This window comes from Blastococcus sp. SYSU DS0552 (genome assembly GCF_054050815.1).
Genome location: NZ_JBJHAB010000022.1, coordinates 1 through 16,034, shown reverse-complemented (window position 1 = coordinate 16,034; position 16,034 = coordinate 1). Strand labels below are relative to the sequence as shown.

The following is a 16,034-nucleotide window of genomic DNA, read 5'->3' as shown; positions in this document are numbered from 1 at the left end:
TCCGCGGCCCGGGGTCAACCCGAGCGGGTGGATCGACACCAATCGGTGACCTGGCTCACCATCCGCCCCTGCCGCCTCAGCGGCGGGTGGAGACGGTGACCGTGAACCTGGGGTCCTGACCGGCCACCCGCGTCGGCCCCACCACCCGGTTCAGCGCCGGCCGGTACCGCAGCGCCGAGTTGTAGACGGTCCAGAGCTCACCGCCGGGGCGCAGCACCCGGGCCGCCGCCACGAACAGCCGGTCGGCGGCCGTCGTGACGACCGCCGCGCCGACGTGGAACGGCGGGTTGCAGACCACGAGGTCGACGCTGCGGTCGGGCACGGTCGCGGCGGCGTCGTCCCGGAGCACCTCCACGCGGTCGGCCACCCCGTTGGCGGCGGCGGTCGCCGCGGCCGAGGCGACGGCCGCGGCGGACTGGTCCACGGCCAGCACCCGCAGCCCCGGTCGGCTCCGGGCGAGCAGCGTGGCGAGGACGCCGGTACCGCAGCCGAGGTCCACGGCCGTCCGGGCGTCGGGGGTCATCTCCGGCAGCGACCGGAGCAGCGCCCGGGTCCCGACGTCGATCCTCGTGCCGGCGAACGCGGCGCCGTGGGCGCAGACCGTCAGGTCGAGGTCGGGGTGCTCCTGGCGGCGGGGGAAGGACGACCGTCCCGGCCGCGGTCCGCGGGCCACCAGCACCCTGGACTTCTGCCGGGCCAGCGTCGCCGAGACCTCGCCGAACGACGCACCGAGGACGTCGTTCATCGCGTGCGTCATGTGCTTCACCCGGCCGCCCACCAGGACCGTGACGTCCGGCGCCGCGGAGGCGGCGACCACCTCGGCGATCTCGCGCAGCGCGTCCAGCGCCTTGGGCGCCTTGACGAGCACCAGCCGGGCCCCGGCGGCCAGCTCCGGGCCCAGCGGCAGCACGCGGTACCGCCCGGCCAGGCCCACCCGCTCGGCATTGGCGGCCAGCGCCCGCTCCCCCACCAGCAGGTCCTGCCCGACCCGCACCCCGGCGAGGCCGTGGCGGGCGGCCAGCCCCAGGGCGAGCGCGCCGTAGGAGTCGTCGACGACCGCGACCTCGCCGGCCGCGCAGCCGGGGACCAGCTCGGCCGCCAGGTCCAGCAGCAGCCGGTCGGTCGCGTCGACGGCGACCAGGTCGGGGGCCTCGACGTCCGGTTCGCGCCGCAGCGCGGCGAGCACCTCGTCGGCGGTGGGTTCCACGGCGGGCTCAGGAACGGGGCGTGGCGGCGACGAGGTCCACCACCACCCGGGCGAGCTCCGGGCCGACGTCCTCCTGCAGGAAGTGCCCGCCGCCGGCCAGCCTGGTGTGCGGCATGCCGTGGGCACCGGGCACCAGCTTCTGGAACACCCGCTCGCCCCCGCCGGTGATCGGGTCGCCGTCGGAGAACGCCGTGAGGAACGGCTTCTCCCAGCGCGAGAGCACCTCCCAGGCCGCCCGGTTCGCCGCGGCCGCCGGGTCGTCCGGCGAGGTCGGCACCAGGGCGGGGAACTGCCGGGCCCCGGCGGTGTACCGGTCGTCCGGGAACGGGGCGTCGTAGGCGGCGACCACCTCGGGTGCGAGCCCGCCGACGGTGCCGTTGCCGACGATCCGGCCGATCTGGAACTCCGGGCTCTCCTGGGAGAACCGCTGCCAGGCCAGGAACGCCTCGCTCATCTTCTGGTCGCCGGTGGGCAGGCCGGTGTTGGCCACCACGACCCGGGGGAACCGGTCGGGGTTCTCGGCGACCAGCCGCAGCCCGATCAGCCCGCCCCAGTCCTGGCCGACGAGGGTCACGTCGCGCAGCCCCAGCTCGTCGAGCAGCGCCTGCCGCATCCACTCCACGTGCCGGGCGTAGGTGTACGCCGCGCGGTCGACCGGTTTGTCCGAGCGGCCGAAACCGACCAGGTCGGGCGCCACGACGCGCAGGCCGGCGTCGACGAGGACCGGGATCAACCGGCGGTAGAGGAAGGACCAGGACGGCTCGCCGTGGAGGAGCAGCACCGTCTCGCCGTCGGCCGGGCCCTCGTCGACGTAGGCCACCCGCAGCCGGCCGCCCTCGCCGTCGTCCACCTCGACGTAGCGGGGCTCGTACGGGAAGTCGGGCAGGCCGGTGAACCGCTCGTCGGGCGTCCGCAGGATCTCCATGCCTCAGTCTTACCGGCTCGGGACGCAGCCGGCGCCGGCGCGGATCAGCTGTCGGAGCTGTCGACGCCCAGGCCCACCGGGCAGGAGACGCCGGTCGAGTGCACCGGGCAGTAGCCGTTGGGCACCTTGTACAGGTACTGCTGGTGGTAGTCCTCGGCGTAGTAGAACTCCCCCAGCGGCGCGATCTCCGTGGTGATCTCGCCGTACCCGGCCGCCTTCAGCCGCTCCTGGTAGGCGTCGCGGGTGGCCAGCGCGGCGGCCTCCTGCTCCGGGGTGGAGTAGTAGATCGCCGAGCGGTACTGGGTGCCGATGTCGTTGCCCTGCCGCATGCCCTGCGTCGGGTCGTGGTCCTCCCAGAACGCCTTCAGCAGCTGCTCGTAGGAGGTCACGGAGGGGTCGAAGACGACGAGGACCACCTCGGTGTGCCCCGTGCGGGCCGAGCAGACCTCGTCGTAGGTCGGGTTCGGCGTGTGCCCGCCCGCGTAGCCGGCCGCGGTCGAGTAGACACCGGGCAGCTCCCAGAAGACCTTCTCCACGCCCCAGAAGCAGCCCGCGCCGAAGACGGCGGTCTGCATGCCCTCGGGGAACGGCGGCTGGATGCGGTTGCCGTTGACGGCGTGCACCTCGGGCACGTGCGGCAGCGGGTCGGGGCGGCCCGGCAGGGCGTCCTCGACCGAGACGGGCTGCGTCTTGTACCGGGAGAACAACATGCCCCCACTCTAGGTCGGTCGTGCAACACCGATCCGGGCCGACGGCCGCGAGTGCGACGAACTCGTGGCCATCACGCGCTGATCACCACGAGTTCGTCGCACCCGGCGCACGCGCGCTCCGCCCGGCAGGATGGCCGCATGCCCATCCGGACCCGCGAATGGCAGCTGGCGGCCCGGCCGCACGGCGAGCCGACCCCCGACGACTTCCGCCTGGTCGAGCTGGAGCGACCCGACCCGGCCGACGGCCAGATCGTCGTCCGGATGCTGGTGATGAGCGTCGACCCGTACATGCGTGGCCGGATGAACCCCGGGAAGTCGTACGCGGCCCGCTGGGAGATCGGCGAGACGATGCGCGGGGGTGCGGTCGGCCGGGTGGTGGAGTCCCGCTCCCCCGACGTCGCCGAGGGCGCCCTGGTGCTCGCCGACGCCGCCTGGCGGGACGTCGCGGTGCTCGACGCCGCGCACGTCCGCGTGCTGCCCGAGCTGCCGGGCATCCCGCCCAGCTACCACCTGGGCGTGCTCGGCATGCCGGGCCTCACCGCCTGGGCGGGGCTGTTCCGGCTGGCGGAGTTCCGGGAGGGCGACGCCGTGTTCGTCTCCGGCGCCGCGGGCGCGGTCGGCAGCCTCGTCGGCCAGTTCGCCCGTCTCCACGGCGCCTCGGCGGTCGTCGGCAGCGCGGGGACGCCGGAGAAGGTGCGCTGGCTGACCGGGGAGCTGGGGTTCACCGCCGCGTTCGACTACCACGACGGCCCGGTCGCGGAGCTGCTCGCGGCCGCCGCGCCCGACGGCATCGACGTCTTCTTCGACAACGTCGGCGGCGAGCACCTGGAGGCGGCCATCGGCGCGTTCAACGAGCACGGCCGGGCCGCGCTGTGCGGGGCGATCTCCGGCTACAACGCCACCGAGCCGGCCCCGGGTCCGCGCAACATGTTCATGATGGTCACCAAGAAGCTGAGCCTGCGCGGGTTCATCGTCGGCGACCACGCCGATCTCGCCCCGGAGTTCAGCGAGAAGGTGGGCGACCTGCTCACGTCCGGGAAGCTCGTCGTCCGCGAGACCGTCCGCGAGGGGCTGGACGACGCGGTGGACACCTTCCTCGACCTGCTCCGCGGGGGGAACACCGGGAAGATGATCGTCAAGCTGGCCGACTGACCCGGCGGTTCCCCGGGACCACGGCGGGGCAGAGTGCACCGCATGTGGCTCTTCTTCACCCGCCGGCTGCGCATGTGGCTGATCCTGACCATCCTGGTCCCGCTGGCCACCGGCGTGCTGCGCCGGCTCGGGCACGCCCTCGAGCAGCGCCGCGGGCCCTCGTCCCTCAGCAACGGCCTGCTCAAGGCCGGTGACCTGGGCGACCGGGCCCGGGCGAGCCTCCGCGGCGGCCGCCGGTCCCGCCGGGCGTGACCGGACCGGTCCTGGAGACCCGCCCGGCGACCGGCCGACCCCGCGCCGTCGCGCTGTTCTGCCACGGCGGGACGGTGGCCAGCGTGGAGCCCCCCAAGGAGCGGGCGCTCTCGCTGGTGCGCATGCGGGCGATCGAACAGTTCGTCTCCTCCGCCGGCGCGGAGCGGGGGCTCACCACCTGCCTGCTGCGCTACCGGGTGGCCGGCTGGAACGGCGCCGCCGCGGACGCCTACGCCGACGTGCGCTGGACGCTGGACCGGATCCGTGCCGAGCACGGAGAGCTGCCGGTCGTGCTGGTCGGGCACTCGATGGGCGGGCGGGCCGTGCTGCGCGCCGGGGGGCACGGCGGCGTCGCGGCGGTCTGCGCCCTCGCGCCCTGGACGCCTCCCGGCGAGCCCGTCGGCCACCTGCGCGACCGCACCGTCGCGATCCTGCACGGCCGGGGCGACCGGTGGGTGCCCGCGCAGCTCTCCGCCGATTTCGCGGTCCGGGCCCACCGCGCGGGCGCGCGGGTGGCCCGGTTCACCATCACCGGCGGCCACAGCATGCTGCGCTCGGCGCACCGCTGGCACGCGTTCGCGCGTGACGTCGTCCTGGCCGGGGCGGGGCTGGCGCCGATGCGGCCGGACGTCGCGGCCGCGCTGGCACGGCCGGCGCCGGACGGGCTCGCCGTGCCGCTCTGAGGACGGCAGATCCGCTGCGATGGTCGGCAGGAGCGGGCCTCGTCGGCGGCGGGCGGCACCCCTGGCGTCGGCCCGGTGATGGACTGGAGCACCGAACCGGCCGTGGCCGCCGCTCACTTCGCCCGGCGGCTGGCCGTGGAGACCGACGTCAGCGACGTGTAACAGGACCCTCCTGCCCCCCACCGCTCGCACGCTCGCGGCGGGCCCCTGCAGGAGGGCCGGGGGCACGTGCCCGGCGCCGTGCACCTGCCGGGCGCCGAGATCCCCGACCGGGCGGCCGCGGAGCTGGACCCCGCGGTCCCGGTCGTCACCTACTGCTGGGGTCCGGGTTGCAACGGCGCCACCCGTGCGGCGCTCCGGCTCGCCCTGCTCGGCTACCGGGTGCGCGAGATGATCGGCGGGTTCGAGTACTGGGCGCGGGAGGGCCTACCGATGGTCACCGACGAGGGCGTGCACCGGCCGGCGGTCGATCCGCTGACCGCCCCGGCGCCGGGGGGCAGCTGCGGGTGCTGATCGCCGGCACCGCGCCGGAGGCCCCCGCCCCCCGGGCTACTCGGCGGACCCTGGCCGGGTCATCGGCTTGTGGGACCTGCCGGCGAGCGCGTCCGGCATGAGCGCCGAGAGCCGCCCCATCAGCTTGCTGCTCACCGAGCCGGCGAACACCGACGCCTCGCCCTTCATCAGACCCTCGAAGCCCTGCCGGGCGACCTGGGCGGGGTCGTCCTTGCTGTCGCTGGCACCCAGCCTGGTGTCGGTGGCGTCGGCCCGGTCGAAGAACTCCGTGTCGGTCGGCCCGGGCAGCAGGGCGGTGACGGTGACGCCGGTGTCGGTCAGCTCCTCGCGGATGCCCAGCGCGAGGAACTGCACGAACGCCTTCGTCGCGGAGTAGACGGTCTGGAACGGCTCGGGCGCCTGCGAGGCGACCGAGGAGGTGAAGAGGATCCGCCCCTCCCCCTGGACCACCATGTCCTGCACCACCCGCTTGGCGAGGTGCAGCGTCGACACGCAGTTCAGCTCCACCATCCCGATCTCGGCTTCCAGATCGGTCTCGGCGAAGCGACCCCCGACCCCGACGCCGGCGTTCAGCGCGGCGGCGGCCAGCGGCCGGCCTGCCGCGCGCACGGCCGCGACGACCTTCTCGACCTCCGCGCGCACCGTGAGGTCGGCCCGGACGGGCGAGACGGCGGCGCCGCGCTGGCGCAGCTGCTGGGCCGCGGCGTCGAGCTCGGCGTCCTCGGCGACGACCACCAGATCGAAGCCGTGCTCGGCGAACTGCTTGGCCAGCTCCAGCCCGATGCCGCTGGACGCACCGGTCACGAGGGCGAGGGGACGGGCGGTTGCTTCGGACACAGGACCTCCACGGGTGGATCGGCGGACGGCCACCTCCGTGCCCAGGAAGAGGCCCGCGCACGCCTGGCGCGTGTCGGCGGCCGTCCGGCCGGGGTAGCCCGTCGCCGTGGACGTGCGCGTGCGGCCTGCCCCGGACCTGCGGTGGCTGCTCGCCCCGCGGTACCGGGGAGCGGGCGAACGCCGGCTGCCCTTCGACCCCGACGCGACGGCCGGGCACCTGGTGCAGGCCGCCGGGATCCCGCTGACCGAAGTGGGGACGATCCGGGCGGACGGCGCACCGGCGACGCCCGCCGACCGGACCGCCCCCGGCACCGTGCTGGAGGTGGACCCGGCGCCGCGGCCGGTCGCCGTCCCGCCCGGTGGGTTCCTCCTCGACGTCGGGCTGGGCGCCCTCGCGCGGCAGCTGCGGCTGCTCGGGGCCGACGCCGCCTGGTCGAACGACGCCGACGACGCCGCGCTGGTCGCCCGGGCGGCGGCCGAGGGCCGGGTGCTGCTCACGCAGGACCGGGGGCTGCTCATGCGGCGCGCCCTGCCGCAGGGCGCGCTCGTCCGCGGGAGCCGGCCCGGCGAGCAGCTCGACGACGTGCTCGACCGCTTCTCCCTGCCGCTGGCGCCGCTCACCCGCTGCACCGCTTGCGGGGCCGCCGTCCACCCGGTGCCGAAGGACGAGGTGGCGGCGGAGCTGGAGCCCGGCACCCGCCGCACCTACGACGCCTTCGCCCGGTGCCCGGCGTGCGGGCGGGTGTACTGGCGCGGCGCGCACGCCGCGCGCATCGACGCGCTGGTCGAGCGGGCCCGCCGGACCGGGCGGGGCAGGCAAGCCTGACCTTGGCCCCGGGGGGCCACGGGTCGGCCCCGGCGTGACACGCGGCGCGGGCAGGGAGCGAGCGACCACCCACCCGGAGACCGCCTGCGAGGACCGCCGTGTACCTGTCGAAGACCGAGGCCGCCGTCCTGCCGACGACGCTGCGCGCCCCCGCGCAGCGCCCCCCGCTGGCCGAGCCGGGCCGCCGCCGGTTGTGGTCGATGCTCGGTCCGGCCTTCGTCGCCGCCGTCGCCTACGTCGACCCGGGCAACTTCGCCACGAACTTCGCCGGCGGCGCCGCGTTCGGGTACACGCTGCTGTGGGTCATCGTCGCGGCCAACCTCATGGCGATGCTGATCCAGTCGCTGACCGCGAAGCTCGGGCTGGCCACCGGCCGCGACCTGGCCACGCTCTGCCGCGAGACGCTGCCCAAGCCGGTCACCCGGGGGCTGTGGCTGCAGGCGGAGGCCGTGGCGATCGCCACCGACCTGGCCGAGATCGTCGGCGGCGCCGTGGCGCTGTACCTGCTCTTCGGGGTCCCGCTGCCGATCGGCGGCGTCATCACCGCCGTCGTCGCCTTCGTCCTGCTGGCGGCGCAGTCCCGCGGGTACCGCCCGTTCGAGCGGGTCATCGCAGGGCTGCTGCTGGTCATCGGCATCGGGTTCGGCTACACCCTCCTCGGCTCCGGCGTCGACCCGGGCGGGCTCGCCGGGGGCATGGTGCCCTCCTTCGACGGCGCCGAGAGCGTGGTGCTGGCCACCGGGATCCTGGGCGCCACGGTGATGCCGCACGTGATCTACGTGCACTCCGCGCTCACCCCCGGCCGCTACGGCGACGCCGTCACCGCCGGCCGGAGCCGGGAGGGACGGCGCCGGCTGCTGCGGGCGCAGCGGATCGACATCGTCGTCGCCATGGGCCTGGCCGGGCTGGTCAACGCCGCGATGCTGGTCATCGCCGCGCAGCTGTTCACCAGCGACAGCGGCGTCGACAGCCTCGAGGGCGTGCACGCCGGGCTCGGTGACCAGCTCGGCACCGGCGCCGCGCTCGCCTTCGCCCTCGCGCTGCTGGCCTCGGGGTTCGCCTCCTCCTCGGTGGGCACGCACGCCGGCCAGGTGGTCATGGCCGGGTTCCTCAAGCGGCACATCCCGGTGCTCACCCGCCGGCTGATCACCCTGGCCCCGGCGCTGGCCGTACTGGTGCTGGGCGGGGACCCCACCACCGCGCTGGTGTGGTCGCAGGTGGTGCTGTCCTTCGGCATCCCGTTCGCCCTGGTGCCGCTGCTGTGGCTCACCAGCCGCCGCGACCTGATGGGCGGCTGGGTGAACCGCCGGACCACCACCGTGGCCGGCAGCGTCATCGCGGTCCTGATCATCGGGCTCAACGCCCACCTGCTGGTCGGCCTGCTCGGCTGAACCAGCAGGCACCTCCCGATCGGGCGGCGCACCCGGCCGCACCGGTCAGACGCCGCGCCAGGCGGCGTCGAAGAAGCCGATCTCCAGCTGCATCGCCCGGGAGTAGGCCGCCCGCAGTGCCGGGGTGTCGACGGCGACGGCGTCGAGCAGCCGCTCGAGCGTGGCGGCGAGCTCCTCGAAGCCCGGGTCGGCGTAGGTGCGCACCCACTCCTCGTACGGGCCCGACGCGCGGTCGGCCAGCGACTGCCCGAGATGGGCGTAGAGGCGCATGCACGGGGTCATCGCCGCGCAGGTGAGCGCCACGCCGCCCAGCGAGGCCGTGGCCAGCAGGAAGTCGGTGTAGGCCGACGTCGCCGGCCCCGGCCGGACGGCGGTCAGGTCGATGCCCCAGCGCTGCGCGTAGGACGCGTGCAGCCCCAGCTCCTCACGGACCCCGGCCAGCAGGTCGGCGAAGACGTCGAGGGTGGCGCGGTCGGGGCTGTGCGCGACGCCCAGCGCGTAGCCCCGGGCGAACGCCTCCAGGAAGAACGCGTCCTGGGCCACGTAGCCGGCGAACCGGTCCCGCGGCAGCGTGCCGTCGGCGATCCCCTGCACGAACGGGTGCGACAGCGCCGCGGCGGCGAGGCCGGCCTCGGCGGTCCAGAGCTCACGGGCCAGGCTCATCCCGTCGCCACCGCCATGTCCCAGAACGCGACCTCTGCGGTGACCACCTCGAGGAAGACGCGCTCGTCGCCTCCGCCGACCGCGTCCACCGCCGCGGCGAGGTCCGCCACGTACCCGCCGAACTCCGGCGCCGTCCAGTGCTCCACGAACTCCCGGTAGGCCGGTGCACCCGGGAGCGCGGCCGACCAGGCGTCGAGGTAGGTGCGCTCGATGGTCCACAGCGCGGTCAGCGCGGCCGGGACATCGGCGCCGTCCAGCCGCTCGAGCAGCTCCGCATAGGCGGTCGTCGCCGGCAGCGCGGGCGCGGAGAGGTCCAGTCCCCGGGCCGCCGCCCGCTCCTCGAACCAGTCCAGCTCCTGGACCAGGGCCAGGGCTCCGCGGGCGAGCACCTCCTGGGCCGGCCGGGGCGCCCGGGCCAGCAGCCGCGCCTGGAAGCGGAGGAGGTCGGCGACGAACCGCACGTCCTGCACCAGCCAGGTGTCGAAGGCCGACGGCTCGATCGTGCCGTCCCGCACGGCGGTGAGGAAGGGATGGCGGGTGGCGTCCGCGAAGGCGTCGGCATGGCGGACTGGCAGCTCGTCGACCGGCACGAGCGCCGACTGTACGAGACCCCCTAGGGTGGCGGTGTCACGGCCGAGGCCGTGGTGCGGGAGCTCGGATCGACCGGGCTGAGAGGGCGGCTGCCGCGCCGCCGACCGCTGGAACCTGACCGGGTAATGCCGGCGTAGGGAGCGATCATGGGCAGTTCTGGAACCGTCGGCGCAGCCACCCGCGGGGAGGATGCGCCCCTCACCCTGTCCGAGCCGCCGCCCCGGACCCTCGGCCTGCGGGAGACCGCCGGGCTCTGGGCCAGCCTGGGCATCAGCCTGCTGCTGCCCGTGGCGGCCACCTTCGTGGTCCTCGCCGACCGGCCGCTGTGGCACACGCTCGGGGCCGTCGTCGTCGGCGCGGTCATCGGCTCGGTGCTGCTGGGGCTGGGCGCCGCCGCCGGCGCCCGCGAGGGCGTGCCGGCGATGGTGCTGCTCCGAGGCCTGCTGGGCCGGCGGACCTCGTTCCTGCCCACCGGCTTCAACCTGGTGCAGTGCATCGGCTGGGCCGCCTTCGAGATCCTGATCATCTCCGAGGCCGCCGCACGTGCCCTCGACGCGCCGCGCTGGCCGTTCGCGATCGCCGCGGGCGCCTTCGCCACCCTGATGGCGCTGCGCCCGCTCGGCGTGGTGCGGGTGCTCGCGCGCTACGCCGTCTGGGCGGCGATCGCCGCGATCGTCTACCTCTTCGTCCAGGTCCTGTCCGAGCCGCTGCCGCCGGTGACCGAGGGCGGGGCGACGTCCTTCTGGACGGCGGCCGACATCGTCATCGCCCTGCCGATCTCGTGGTTCCCGCTGGCGGCCGACTACACGCGGCACGTCCGCAGCGGGCGGACCGCCTTCGTCGGGACGGCGTCCGGCTACGGCCTGGCCACCGTGGCCATGTTCAGCCTCGGGGTCATCGCGCTGGCCGCCTACGGCCGCGGCGGGCTCGACGTCATCGACGCGATGCTCGCCGTCCCGCTGGGTCTGGTCGCCGTGCTGGTGCTGCTCGTGGTGGAGGTCGACGAGGCGTTCGCCAACGTGTACTCGACGGCGGTGTCGGCCCAGAACGTGGTGGCGCGGCTCGACCGCCGCGTGCTCGCCGTGGCGGTCGGCGTGGTGGCCACCACCCTCGCCCTAGCCTTCGACCTCGCCGCCTACGAGCCGTTCCTCTTCCTGATCGGCGCGGTGTTCGTCCCGCTCATCGGGGTCTTCGTCGTCGCCTACTTCCTGCTGCCCCGGGGGGCGTGGGACACGTCCGACACCGCGCGCGCCCGCCCGCTGCTGCTCCTCCCCTGGGTGGCCGGCTTCGTGGCCTACCAGCTCACGCTGCCGACCTTCTTCGCCGGTCCGGGTGCGGCCTGGACGGCGTGGTGGACCGAACGCCAGACCGACCTCGGCATCGACCCGGCCAACGGCTGGTCGGCCTCGCTGGTGAGCCTCGCCGTGGCCGCGTTGCTGACCGTGGCCGTGGCCCTGCCGGGCGCGCTGCGGCACCGCCGGGCGGCGGCGTGACCGCGTCCCTCGGGGGCCTGCACGTCCTGACCGACGCCCGGGTCGGCCGGGCGGCGCTCGACGCGGTGACCGCCGCGGTCGCCGCCGGCGCCCCGGTGGTCCAGGTGCGGTCCAAGGACGCCTCCGACCGGGAGCGCTACGACTTCGCCCGCCGGGTGGTGGAGGTCTGCGCGGGCGCGGGGGCGACCTGCCTGGTCAACGACCGGGTCGACCTGGCGCTGGCCGTCGGCGCCCACGGCACGCACCTGGGCGCCGACGACCTGCCGCTCGACGTCGTCCGCCGGCTGGCCGGCCCGGGGCACCTGCTGGGCGGCACGGCCCGGGACCCGGAACGCGCCCGCCTCCTGGTGGCCCAGGGCGCCGACTACCTCGGCGTCGGGCCCGCCCACGCGACGGCGACGAAGGCCGGGCTGCCCGCTCCGCTCGGCCCGGCAGGAGTGCGTGCGGTGGCCGAGGCGGTCGAGATCCCGGTGATCGCCATCGGCGGGGTGACCGTCGAGCGGATCCCGGACCTGCTCGCCGCCGGCGCCGCCGGGGTGGCCGTCGTCGGAGCCGTCTCGGCCGCGGCCGACCCCGGTGCCGCCACCCGTGAGCTGCTCCGGGCCCTGGGCGGCAGACCGTGACCGTCGTCGTCGTCGGCGGTGGGCTGATCGGGCTGTCGGTGGCGTGGCGGGCGGCCCAGCGGGGCCTGCCGGTCACCGTGGTGGACGACGCGCCCGGAGGCGGTGCGTCGCAGGCCGCCGCCGGCATGCTCGCGCCGGTCACCGAGGCCGCCTACGGCGAGGAGGCGCTGCTCCGGCTGTGCCTCGCGTCGCTGGAGCGCTATCCCGCCTTCGTCGCGGAGGTGGAGCGGGCCGGTGGCGTGCCGGTGGGCCTGCGCACGCAGGGCACCGTCGTCGTCGGTTTCGACGAGGACGACATGCGCGCGCTGGATGCCCTGCTGGACTTCCAGCGCGAGCTCGGGCTGGCCGTCGAGCGACTGACCGCGCGGGCCGCCCGGCGCCGCGAGCCGTCGCTGTCGCCGCGGGTACGGGGCGCCCTGCACGTTCCGGGTGACCACTCGGTGGACGGCCGGGCCCTGCACGCCGGCCTGCTGGCCGCCGCCGGGGCAGCCGGCGTCCGGCTGGTGCCCTCCCGGGTCGCGGAGGTGCGGGTCGTGGACGGCCGGGCCGCCGGGGTGCGGCTGGCCGACGGCACGGAGCTGGCCGCCGACGCCGTCGTGGTGGCCGTCGGCGCGCGCAGCGGCGCGCTCCCCGGGGTCCCAGCGCTGCCCGTCCGGCCGGTCAAGGGGCAGATCCTCCGCATGCGAGGGGCCGCCGGCCTGCTGGAGGGGACCGTGCGGGCGCTGGTGCGCGGGCGGCAGGTGTACCTGGTGCCGTACGACGACGGCGTGCCCGGGGACGGGCTGATCGTCGGCGCCACCGTCGAGGACCGGGGCTTCGACGCCGCGGTCACCGCCGGCGGCGTGCACGACCTGCTGCACGACGCGCTCGAGGTGGTCCCCGGCGTCTCCGAGCTGGAGCTGGTCGAGACCATCGCCCGGTGGCGGCCCGCGACGGCGGACAACGGGCCGCTGCTGGGACCATCGGAGGTACCGGGCGTGGTCCTGGCGACCGGGCACTACCGCAACGGCGTCCTCCTGGCGCCGGTGACCGGCGAGGTGGTCGCCGAGCACCTCGCGACCGGCGAGCTGCCCGGTCTCGCCGCCCCTTTCACCGCAGACAGGTTCGGAAGGTGATCCGCATGCAGGTGACCGTCAACGGCGTGCCCACCGACGTGGACGACGACTGCACCGTCGCCGCGCTCGTCGAAGCCCGCACCAACGGCCACGGCAAGGTCGCGGTCGCGCGCAACGGCGACGTCGTCCCCCGGAGCGGCTGGGAGTCGACCCGGCTCTCCGCCGAGGACAGCCTGGAAGTCCTCGCCCCCACCGCAGGAGGTTGACCCGATGACCGTGCACCAGGTGGTCCCCGCGCTGGAGCAGGAGGAGAAGGCCGATCCCTTCCTCCTCGGCGGGGAGACGTTCACGTCCCGGCTGCTGCTGGGCACCGGCGGGGCGCCCAGTCTCGAGTCGCTGGAGCGGGCCGTCGTGGCCTCCGGCACCGAGCTGGTGACGGTGGCGCTGCGCCGGGTGGAGGCCTCCAGCAGTGCGGCGATGCTCGAGGTGCTGGACCGGTGTGGGGTGCGGCTGCTGCCCAACACGGCCGGGTGCCGGACCGCGCGGGAAGCGGTCCTGACCGCCCGGCTGGCCCGCGAGGCGTTCGACACCTCCTGGGTGAAGCTGGAGGTCATCGGCGACGAGCACACGCTTCTCCCCGACCCGATCGAGCTGTTCGAGGCGGCCGAGGAGCTCGTCGCCGACGGGTTCACCGTGCTGGCGTACACCACGGACGACCCGATCCTCGGGCGCCGGCTGGCCGACATCGGGTGCGCGGCCGTCATGCCGCTGGGCTCGCCGATCGGCAGCGGCCTGGGCATCCGCAACCCGCACAACATCGCGCTCCTCCGCGAGGCGGTCGACGTCCCGGTGGTGCTGGACGCGGGCATCGGGACGGCGTCGGACGCGACGCTCGCGATGGAGCTGGGCTGCGACGCCGTCCTGCTCGCCTCCGCCGTCACCCGGGCGCGGGAACCGGAGCGGATGGCCCTGGCGATGCGCCACGGGGTGGAGGCCGGCAGGCTCGCCCGGGGGGCCGGGCGCATCCCGCGGCGCTGGCACGCCGAGGCCTCCACGCCGATGCAGGGGCTGCCCGAGCTGTGACGCCGCCCCGCCTCCTGGTGCTCACCGACCGCACCCAGTGCGACCGGCCGCTCGTGGACGTGGTCGCGGCAGCGGTCGAGGCCGGAGCGCGCGCGGTGGTGCTCCGGGAGAAGGACCTGCCCGCTGCCGAGCGGGACCTGCTGGCCGCGGAGCTGGCGCCCGTGCTCGCGTCAGTGGGCGGCGTGCTGCTGCGCGCCGGTGCGCCCGGCGCCACCGGGGCGGTCCACCTCTCGGCGAGCGAGCCGTTCCCCGCACCCCGCCCGCCGGTCGTCGGCCGGTCGTGCCACTCCGCGGCCGAGGTGGCGGCCGCCCACGCCGAGGGATGTGACTACGTCACCGTCTCGCCGGTCTTCCCCACCCCGTCCAAGCCCGGCTACGGCCCCGCGCTGGGGCCCGAGGGCCTGCGCGCGATCCTCGTGCCAGGGGCACCGCCGGCGCTCGCGCTCGGTGGGGTCCTTCCCGAGCACGTGCCCTCGCTCCTGGCCGCAGGGGCGCACGGGGTCGCCGTGATGGGCCCGCTGATGCGCGACCCGGGGCGCGCGGCCGCGTACCTCGAGGCGATGCCCCCGGTCAGCCGCCCGGGACCCGGCGCCCGGCCGCAGGCTCCGTCCCCACCGTGGCCGGGCTAGTCTGGCGGCACAACCGAACACACACATTCGCAGCAGGGGAGCGCTTCGGCGCTGAGAGTGCGGGACACCGCAGACCCTCGAACCTGATCCGGGTCATGCCGGCGCAGGGAGCCTGGAGGAAGAGACATGGCCGATCCGGCCGTCCGTTCGTCGAACGCTGCGCCCGCCCGGGAGCGCAGCAACCGCTGGCGCACCGTCGACATCGTCGTCACCGCCGTCCTCGGCGCCGCCTTCGGCGTCGTCTTCTGGGCGTGGGGCCTGCTCTGGGCCGGCACGGGGACGGCGTTCGCCGCCTTCCCGCCCGCCCAGGCGTTCATGTACGGCGTCTGGCTGATCCCCGCGGTGCTCGCCCCGCTGATCGTCCGCAAGCCCGGCGCCGGCCTGTTCGCCGAGCTGGTCGCCGCGATCGTCTCCGCGCTGCTCGGCTCCGCCTGGGGGACGACGACGATCGTCTACGGCCTGCTGCAGGGCCTGGCCGGCGACGCCGGCTTCGCCGCCTTCCGCTACCGCCGCTTCGGCTGGGCGCCCGCGCTGCTGGCCGCCGTCCTCACGGGTGCGACCGCCGCCGTCCTCGACCTCGTCTACTACTACCCGGACTGGTCGGCGGGCTGGAAGACGACCTACGTCGCGCTCGTCGTGGGCAGCACGGCGGTCGTCGCCGGGATCGGCAGCGTGCTGCTGGCCCGCGCACTGGCCGCGAGCGGCGCGCTGTCGTCGTTCGCCTCCGGTCGCACGCGGGTCTGACGACGTCCGGGGCCACGGGCCCGGCCGCCGTCCGGCTGGACGGGTGGGGCTTCCGGCACGCCACCCGGCGGGCCTGGGCGGTGCGGGACGTCGACCTGCGCATCGCCCCCGGCGAGCGGGTGCTGCTCACCGGCCGTTCGGGCGCCGGCAAGTCCACGCTGCTGCGCGCGCTCGGCGGGCTGCTGGAACCGGAGAGCGGTGACGTCGAGGGGGAGATCACCGTCGACGGCGGGCCGCCCGACCGCCGCCGTCAGCGGGTCGGCACGGTCTTCCAGGACCCGGATTCCCAACTGGTCATGACCCGGGCCGGCGACGACGTCGCCTTCGGGCTGGAGAACGTCGGGACGCCGCGGGACCGCATCTGGCCGGCGGTCGACGCCGCCCTCGACGCCGTCGGCTTCGGGCTCGGCCGCGACCGGGCGACCGCCGCACTCTCCGGCGGTCAGAAGCAACGGCTGGTGCTGGCCGGCGCCCTCGCCCCCCGCCCGGGTCTGCTGCTCCTGGACGAGCCCACCGCCCAGCTCGACCCGGACGGCGCCGCGCTCGTGCGCACGGCGGTGGACCGCGCGGTGGGGGGGGGGGGGGGGGGGGGGGGGGGGGGGGGGGGGGGGGGGGGGGGGGGGGGGCGGGGGGTGGGGGGGGGGGGGGGGGGGGGGG

The 16,034-nt window shown here is 75.9% G+C and carries 20 protein-coding genes and 2 riboswitches; of the genes, 14 read left to right on the top strand and 6 right to left on the bottom strand.

Annotated elements, in window-relative coordinates:
• Nucleotides 1-76: 76 nt before the first annotated feature.
• The 3 genes from ACI8AG_RS18020 to msrA are packed head-to-tail and all read right to left on the bottom strand — an operon-like array spanning nt 77 to nt 2,842.
• Nucleotides 77-1,207, bottom strand: a complete 1,131-nt coding sequence (locus tag ACI8AG_RS18020; RefSeq protein ID WP_456598097.1) for a methyltransferase — start codon at nt 1,205-1,207, stop codon at nt 77-79.
• Between the two features lie 7 nt (nt 1,208-1,214).
• Nucleotides 1,215-2,132: a haloalkane dehalogenase gene (locus tag ACI8AG_RS18015; RefSeq protein WP_456598096.1), complete on the bottom strand. Its 918-nt coding sequence runs from the start codon at nt 2,130-2,132 to the stop codon at nt 1,215-1,217.
• A 44-nt stretch (nt 2,133-2,176) separates the two neighbouring features.
• Nucleotides 2,177-2,842, bottom strand: a complete 666-nt coding sequence (gene msrA / locus ACI8AG_RS18010; protein WP_456598095.1) for a peptide-methionine (S)-S-oxide reductase MsrA — start codon at nt 2,840-2,842, stop codon at nt 2,177-2,179.
• Between the two features lie 138 nt (nt 2,843-2,980).
• On the opposite strand from msrA, the gene ACI8AG_RS18005 reads away from it, so the two are divergent.
• From ACI8AG_RS18005 to ACI8AG_RS17990, 4 genes are all read left to right on the top strand, one after another.
• Nucleotides 2,981-3,994, top strand: coding sequence for an NADP-dependent oxidoreductase (locus ACI8AG_RS18005; protein ID WP_456589815.1), 1,014 nt, complete (start codon nt 2,981-2,983; stop codon nt 3,992-3,994).
• 42 nt (nt 3,995-4,036) lie between these two features.
• On the top strand, nt 4,037-4,246 hold the full coding sequence (locus ACI8AG_RS18000; protein WP_456598094.1) for a hypothetical protein: 210 nt from the start codon (nt 4,037-4,039) through the stop codon (nt 4,244-4,246).
• A complete protein-coding gene (locus tag ACI8AG_RS17995; protein ID WP_456598093.1) occupies nt 4,243-4,929 on the top strand; it encodes an alpha/beta hydrolase in 687 nt (228 codons plus the stop codon). The genes ACI8AG_RS18000 and ACI8AG_RS17995 overlap by 4 nt, the downstream gene beginning before the upstream one ends.
• Nucleotides 4,930-5,157: 228 nt before the next feature.
• The gene (locus ACI8AG_RS17990; protein WP_456598092.1) at nt 5,158-5,442 is read left to right on the top strand and encodes a rhodanese-like domain-containing protein; all 285 of its coding nucleotides are present in this window, start codon (nt 5,158-5,160) and stop codon (nt 5,440-5,442) included.
• 36 nt (nt 5,443-5,478) lie between these two features.
• Here the strand turns inward: ACI8AG_RS17990 and ACI8AG_RS17985 are convergent, their stop codons facing one another.
• Entirely contained in the window at nt 5,479-6,246 is a 768-nt protein-coding gene (locus ACI8AG_RS17985) for an SDR family NAD(P)-dependent oxidoreductase (RefSeq protein WP_456598091.1), read from the bottom strand.
• A gap of 139 nt (nt 6,247-6,385) precedes the next feature.
• On the opposite strand from ACI8AG_RS17985, the gene ACI8AG_RS17980 reads away from it, so the two are divergent.
• Together ACI8AG_RS17980 and ACI8AG_RS17975 are read left to right on the top strand one after the other, a co-directional pair.
• Nucleotides 6,386-7,105 carry a Mut7-C RNAse domain-containing protein gene (locus tag ACI8AG_RS17980; RefSeq protein ID WP_456598090.1) on the top strand — a complete coding sequence of 240 codons (720 nt, stop codon included), beginning with the start codon at nt 6,386-6,388 and terminating at the stop codon, nt 7,103-7,105.
• Between the two features lie 98 nt (nt 7,106-7,203).
• Nucleotides 7,204-8,496: an Nramp family divalent metal transporter gene (locus ACI8AG_RS17975; RefSeq protein ID WP_456598089.1), complete on the top strand. Its 1,293-nt coding sequence runs from the start codon at nt 7,204-7,206 to the stop codon at nt 8,494-8,496.
• Nucleotides 8,497-8,541: 45 nt separating this feature from the next.
• Here ACI8AG_RS17975 and ACI8AG_RS17970 read toward each other — a convergent pair whose 3' ends face one another.
• Both ACI8AG_RS17970 and ACI8AG_RS17965 read right to left on the bottom strand, forming a co-directional pair.
• Nucleotides 8,542-9,159, bottom strand: coding sequence for a TenA family protein (locus ACI8AG_RS17970; protein WP_456598088.1), 618 nt, complete (start codon nt 9,157-9,159; stop codon nt 8,542-8,544).
• The gene (locus ACI8AG_RS17965; protein WP_456598087.1) at nt 9,156-9,749 is read right to left on the bottom strand and encodes a thiaminase II/PqqC family protein; all 594 of its coding nucleotides are present in this window, start codon (nt 9,747-9,749) and stop codon (nt 9,156-9,158) included. The genes ACI8AG_RS17970 and ACI8AG_RS17965 overlap by 4 nt, the downstream gene beginning before the upstream one ends.
• Nucleotides 9,750-9,795: 46 nt before the next feature.
• Nucleotides 9,796-9,907: riboswitch (TPP riboswitch) on the top strand.
• Between ACI8AG_RS17965 and ACI8AG_RS17960 the strand changes: the two genes are divergently transcribed.
• The 8 genes from ACI8AG_RS17960 to ACI8AG_RS17925 form a co-directional block, all read left to right on the top strand.
• Nucleotides 9,897-11,243, top strand: coding sequence for a purine-cytosine permease family protein (locus tag ACI8AG_RS17960; protein WP_456598086.1), 1,347 nt, complete (start codon nt 9,897-9,899; stop codon nt 11,241-11,243). (Overlaps the previous riboswitch by 11 nt.)
• The gene (gene thiE, locus ACI8AG_RS17955; RefSeq protein WP_456598085.1) at nt 11,240-11,866 is read left to right on the top strand and encodes a thiamine phosphate synthase; all 627 of its coding nucleotides are present in this window, start codon (nt 11,240-11,242) and stop codon (nt 11,864-11,866) included. Before ACI8AG_RS17960 ends, thiE begins: the two co-directional genes overlap by 4 nt.
• Complete coding sequence (gene thiO, locus ACI8AG_RS17950; RefSeq protein WP_456598084.1) at nt 11,863-12,981, top strand: glycine oxidase ThiO; 1,119 nt, start codon at nt 11,863-11,865, stop codon at nt 12,979-12,981. The genes thiE and thiO overlap by 4 nt, the downstream gene beginning before the upstream one ends.
• A gap of 5 nt (nt 12,982-12,986) precedes the next feature.
• Entirely contained in the window at nt 12,987-13,187 is a 201-nt protein-coding gene (thiS, locus tag ACI8AG_RS17945) for a sulfur carrier protein ThiS (protein ID WP_456598083.1), read from the top strand.
• Nucleotides 13,188-13,191: 4 nt separating this feature from the next.
• Nucleotides 13,192-14,004 (top strand): thiazole synthase, encoded by an 813-nt coding sequence (locus ACI8AG_RS17940; RefSeq protein WP_456598082.1) that lies wholly within the window; start codon nt 13,192-13,194, stop codon nt 14,002-14,004.
• Nucleotides 14,001-14,633, top strand: a complete 633-nt coding sequence (locus ACI8AG_RS17935) for a thiamine phosphate synthase (RefSeq protein ID WP_456598081.1) — start codon at nt 14,001-14,003, stop codon at nt 14,631-14,633. The genes ACI8AG_RS17940 and ACI8AG_RS17935 overlap by 4 nt, the downstream gene beginning before the upstream one ends.
• Before the next feature lie 24 nt (nt 14,634-14,657).
• A riboswitch (TPP riboswitch) is annotated at nt 14,658-14,761 on the top strand.
• Nucleotides 14,760-15,377, top strand: coding sequence for an ECF transporter S component (locus tag ACI8AG_RS17930; protein ID WP_456589830.1), 618 nt, complete (start codon nt 14,760-14,762; stop codon nt 15,375-15,377). Its footprint overlaps the riboswitch before it by 2 nt.
• An 80-nt stretch (nt 15,378-15,457) precedes the next feature.
• Nucleotides 15,458-16,034 (top strand): ABC transporter ATP-binding protein (locus ACI8AG_RS17925; protein ID WP_456598080.1); only part of this gene is annotated, 577 nt, incomplete at its 3' end.

Coding starts and splice junctions, on each gene's coding strand:
- ACI8AG_RS18015 (WP_456598096.1), bottom strand. CDS start 2,132: ATGGAGATCCTGCGGACGCCCGACGAGCGGTTCACCGGCCTGCCCGAC.
- msrA (WP_456598095.1), bottom strand. CDS start 2,842: ATGTTGTTCTCCCGGTACAAGACGCAGCCCGTCTCGGTCGAGGACGCC.
- ACI8AG_RS18005 (WP_456589815.1), top strand. CDS start 2,981: ATGCCCATCCGGACCCGCGAATGGCAGCTGGCGGCCCGGCCGCACGGC.
- ACI8AG_RS18000 (WP_456598094.1), top strand. CDS start 4,037: ATGTGGCTCTTCTTCACCCGCCGGCTGCGCATGTGGCTGATCCTGACC.
- ACI8AG_RS17970 (WP_456598088.1), bottom strand. CDS start 9,159: ATGAGCCTGGCCCGTGAGCTCTGGACCGCCGAGGCCGGCCTCGCCGCC.
- ACI8AG_RS17960 (WP_456598086.1), top strand. CDS start 9,897: ATGGGCAGTTCTGGAACCGTCGGCGCAGCCACCCGCGGGGAGGATGCG.
- thiS (WP_456598083.1), top strand. CDS start 12,987: ATGCAGGTGACCGTCAACGGCGTGCCCACCGACGTGGACGACGACTGC.
- ACI8AG_RS17940 (WP_456598082.1), top strand. CDS start 13,192: ATGACCGTGCACCAGGTGGTCCCCGCGCTGGAGCAGGAGGAGAAGGCC.
- ACI8AG_RS17930 (WP_456589830.1), top strand. CDS start 14,760: ATGGCCGATCCGGCCGTCCGTTCGTCGAACGCTGCGCCCGCCCGGGAG.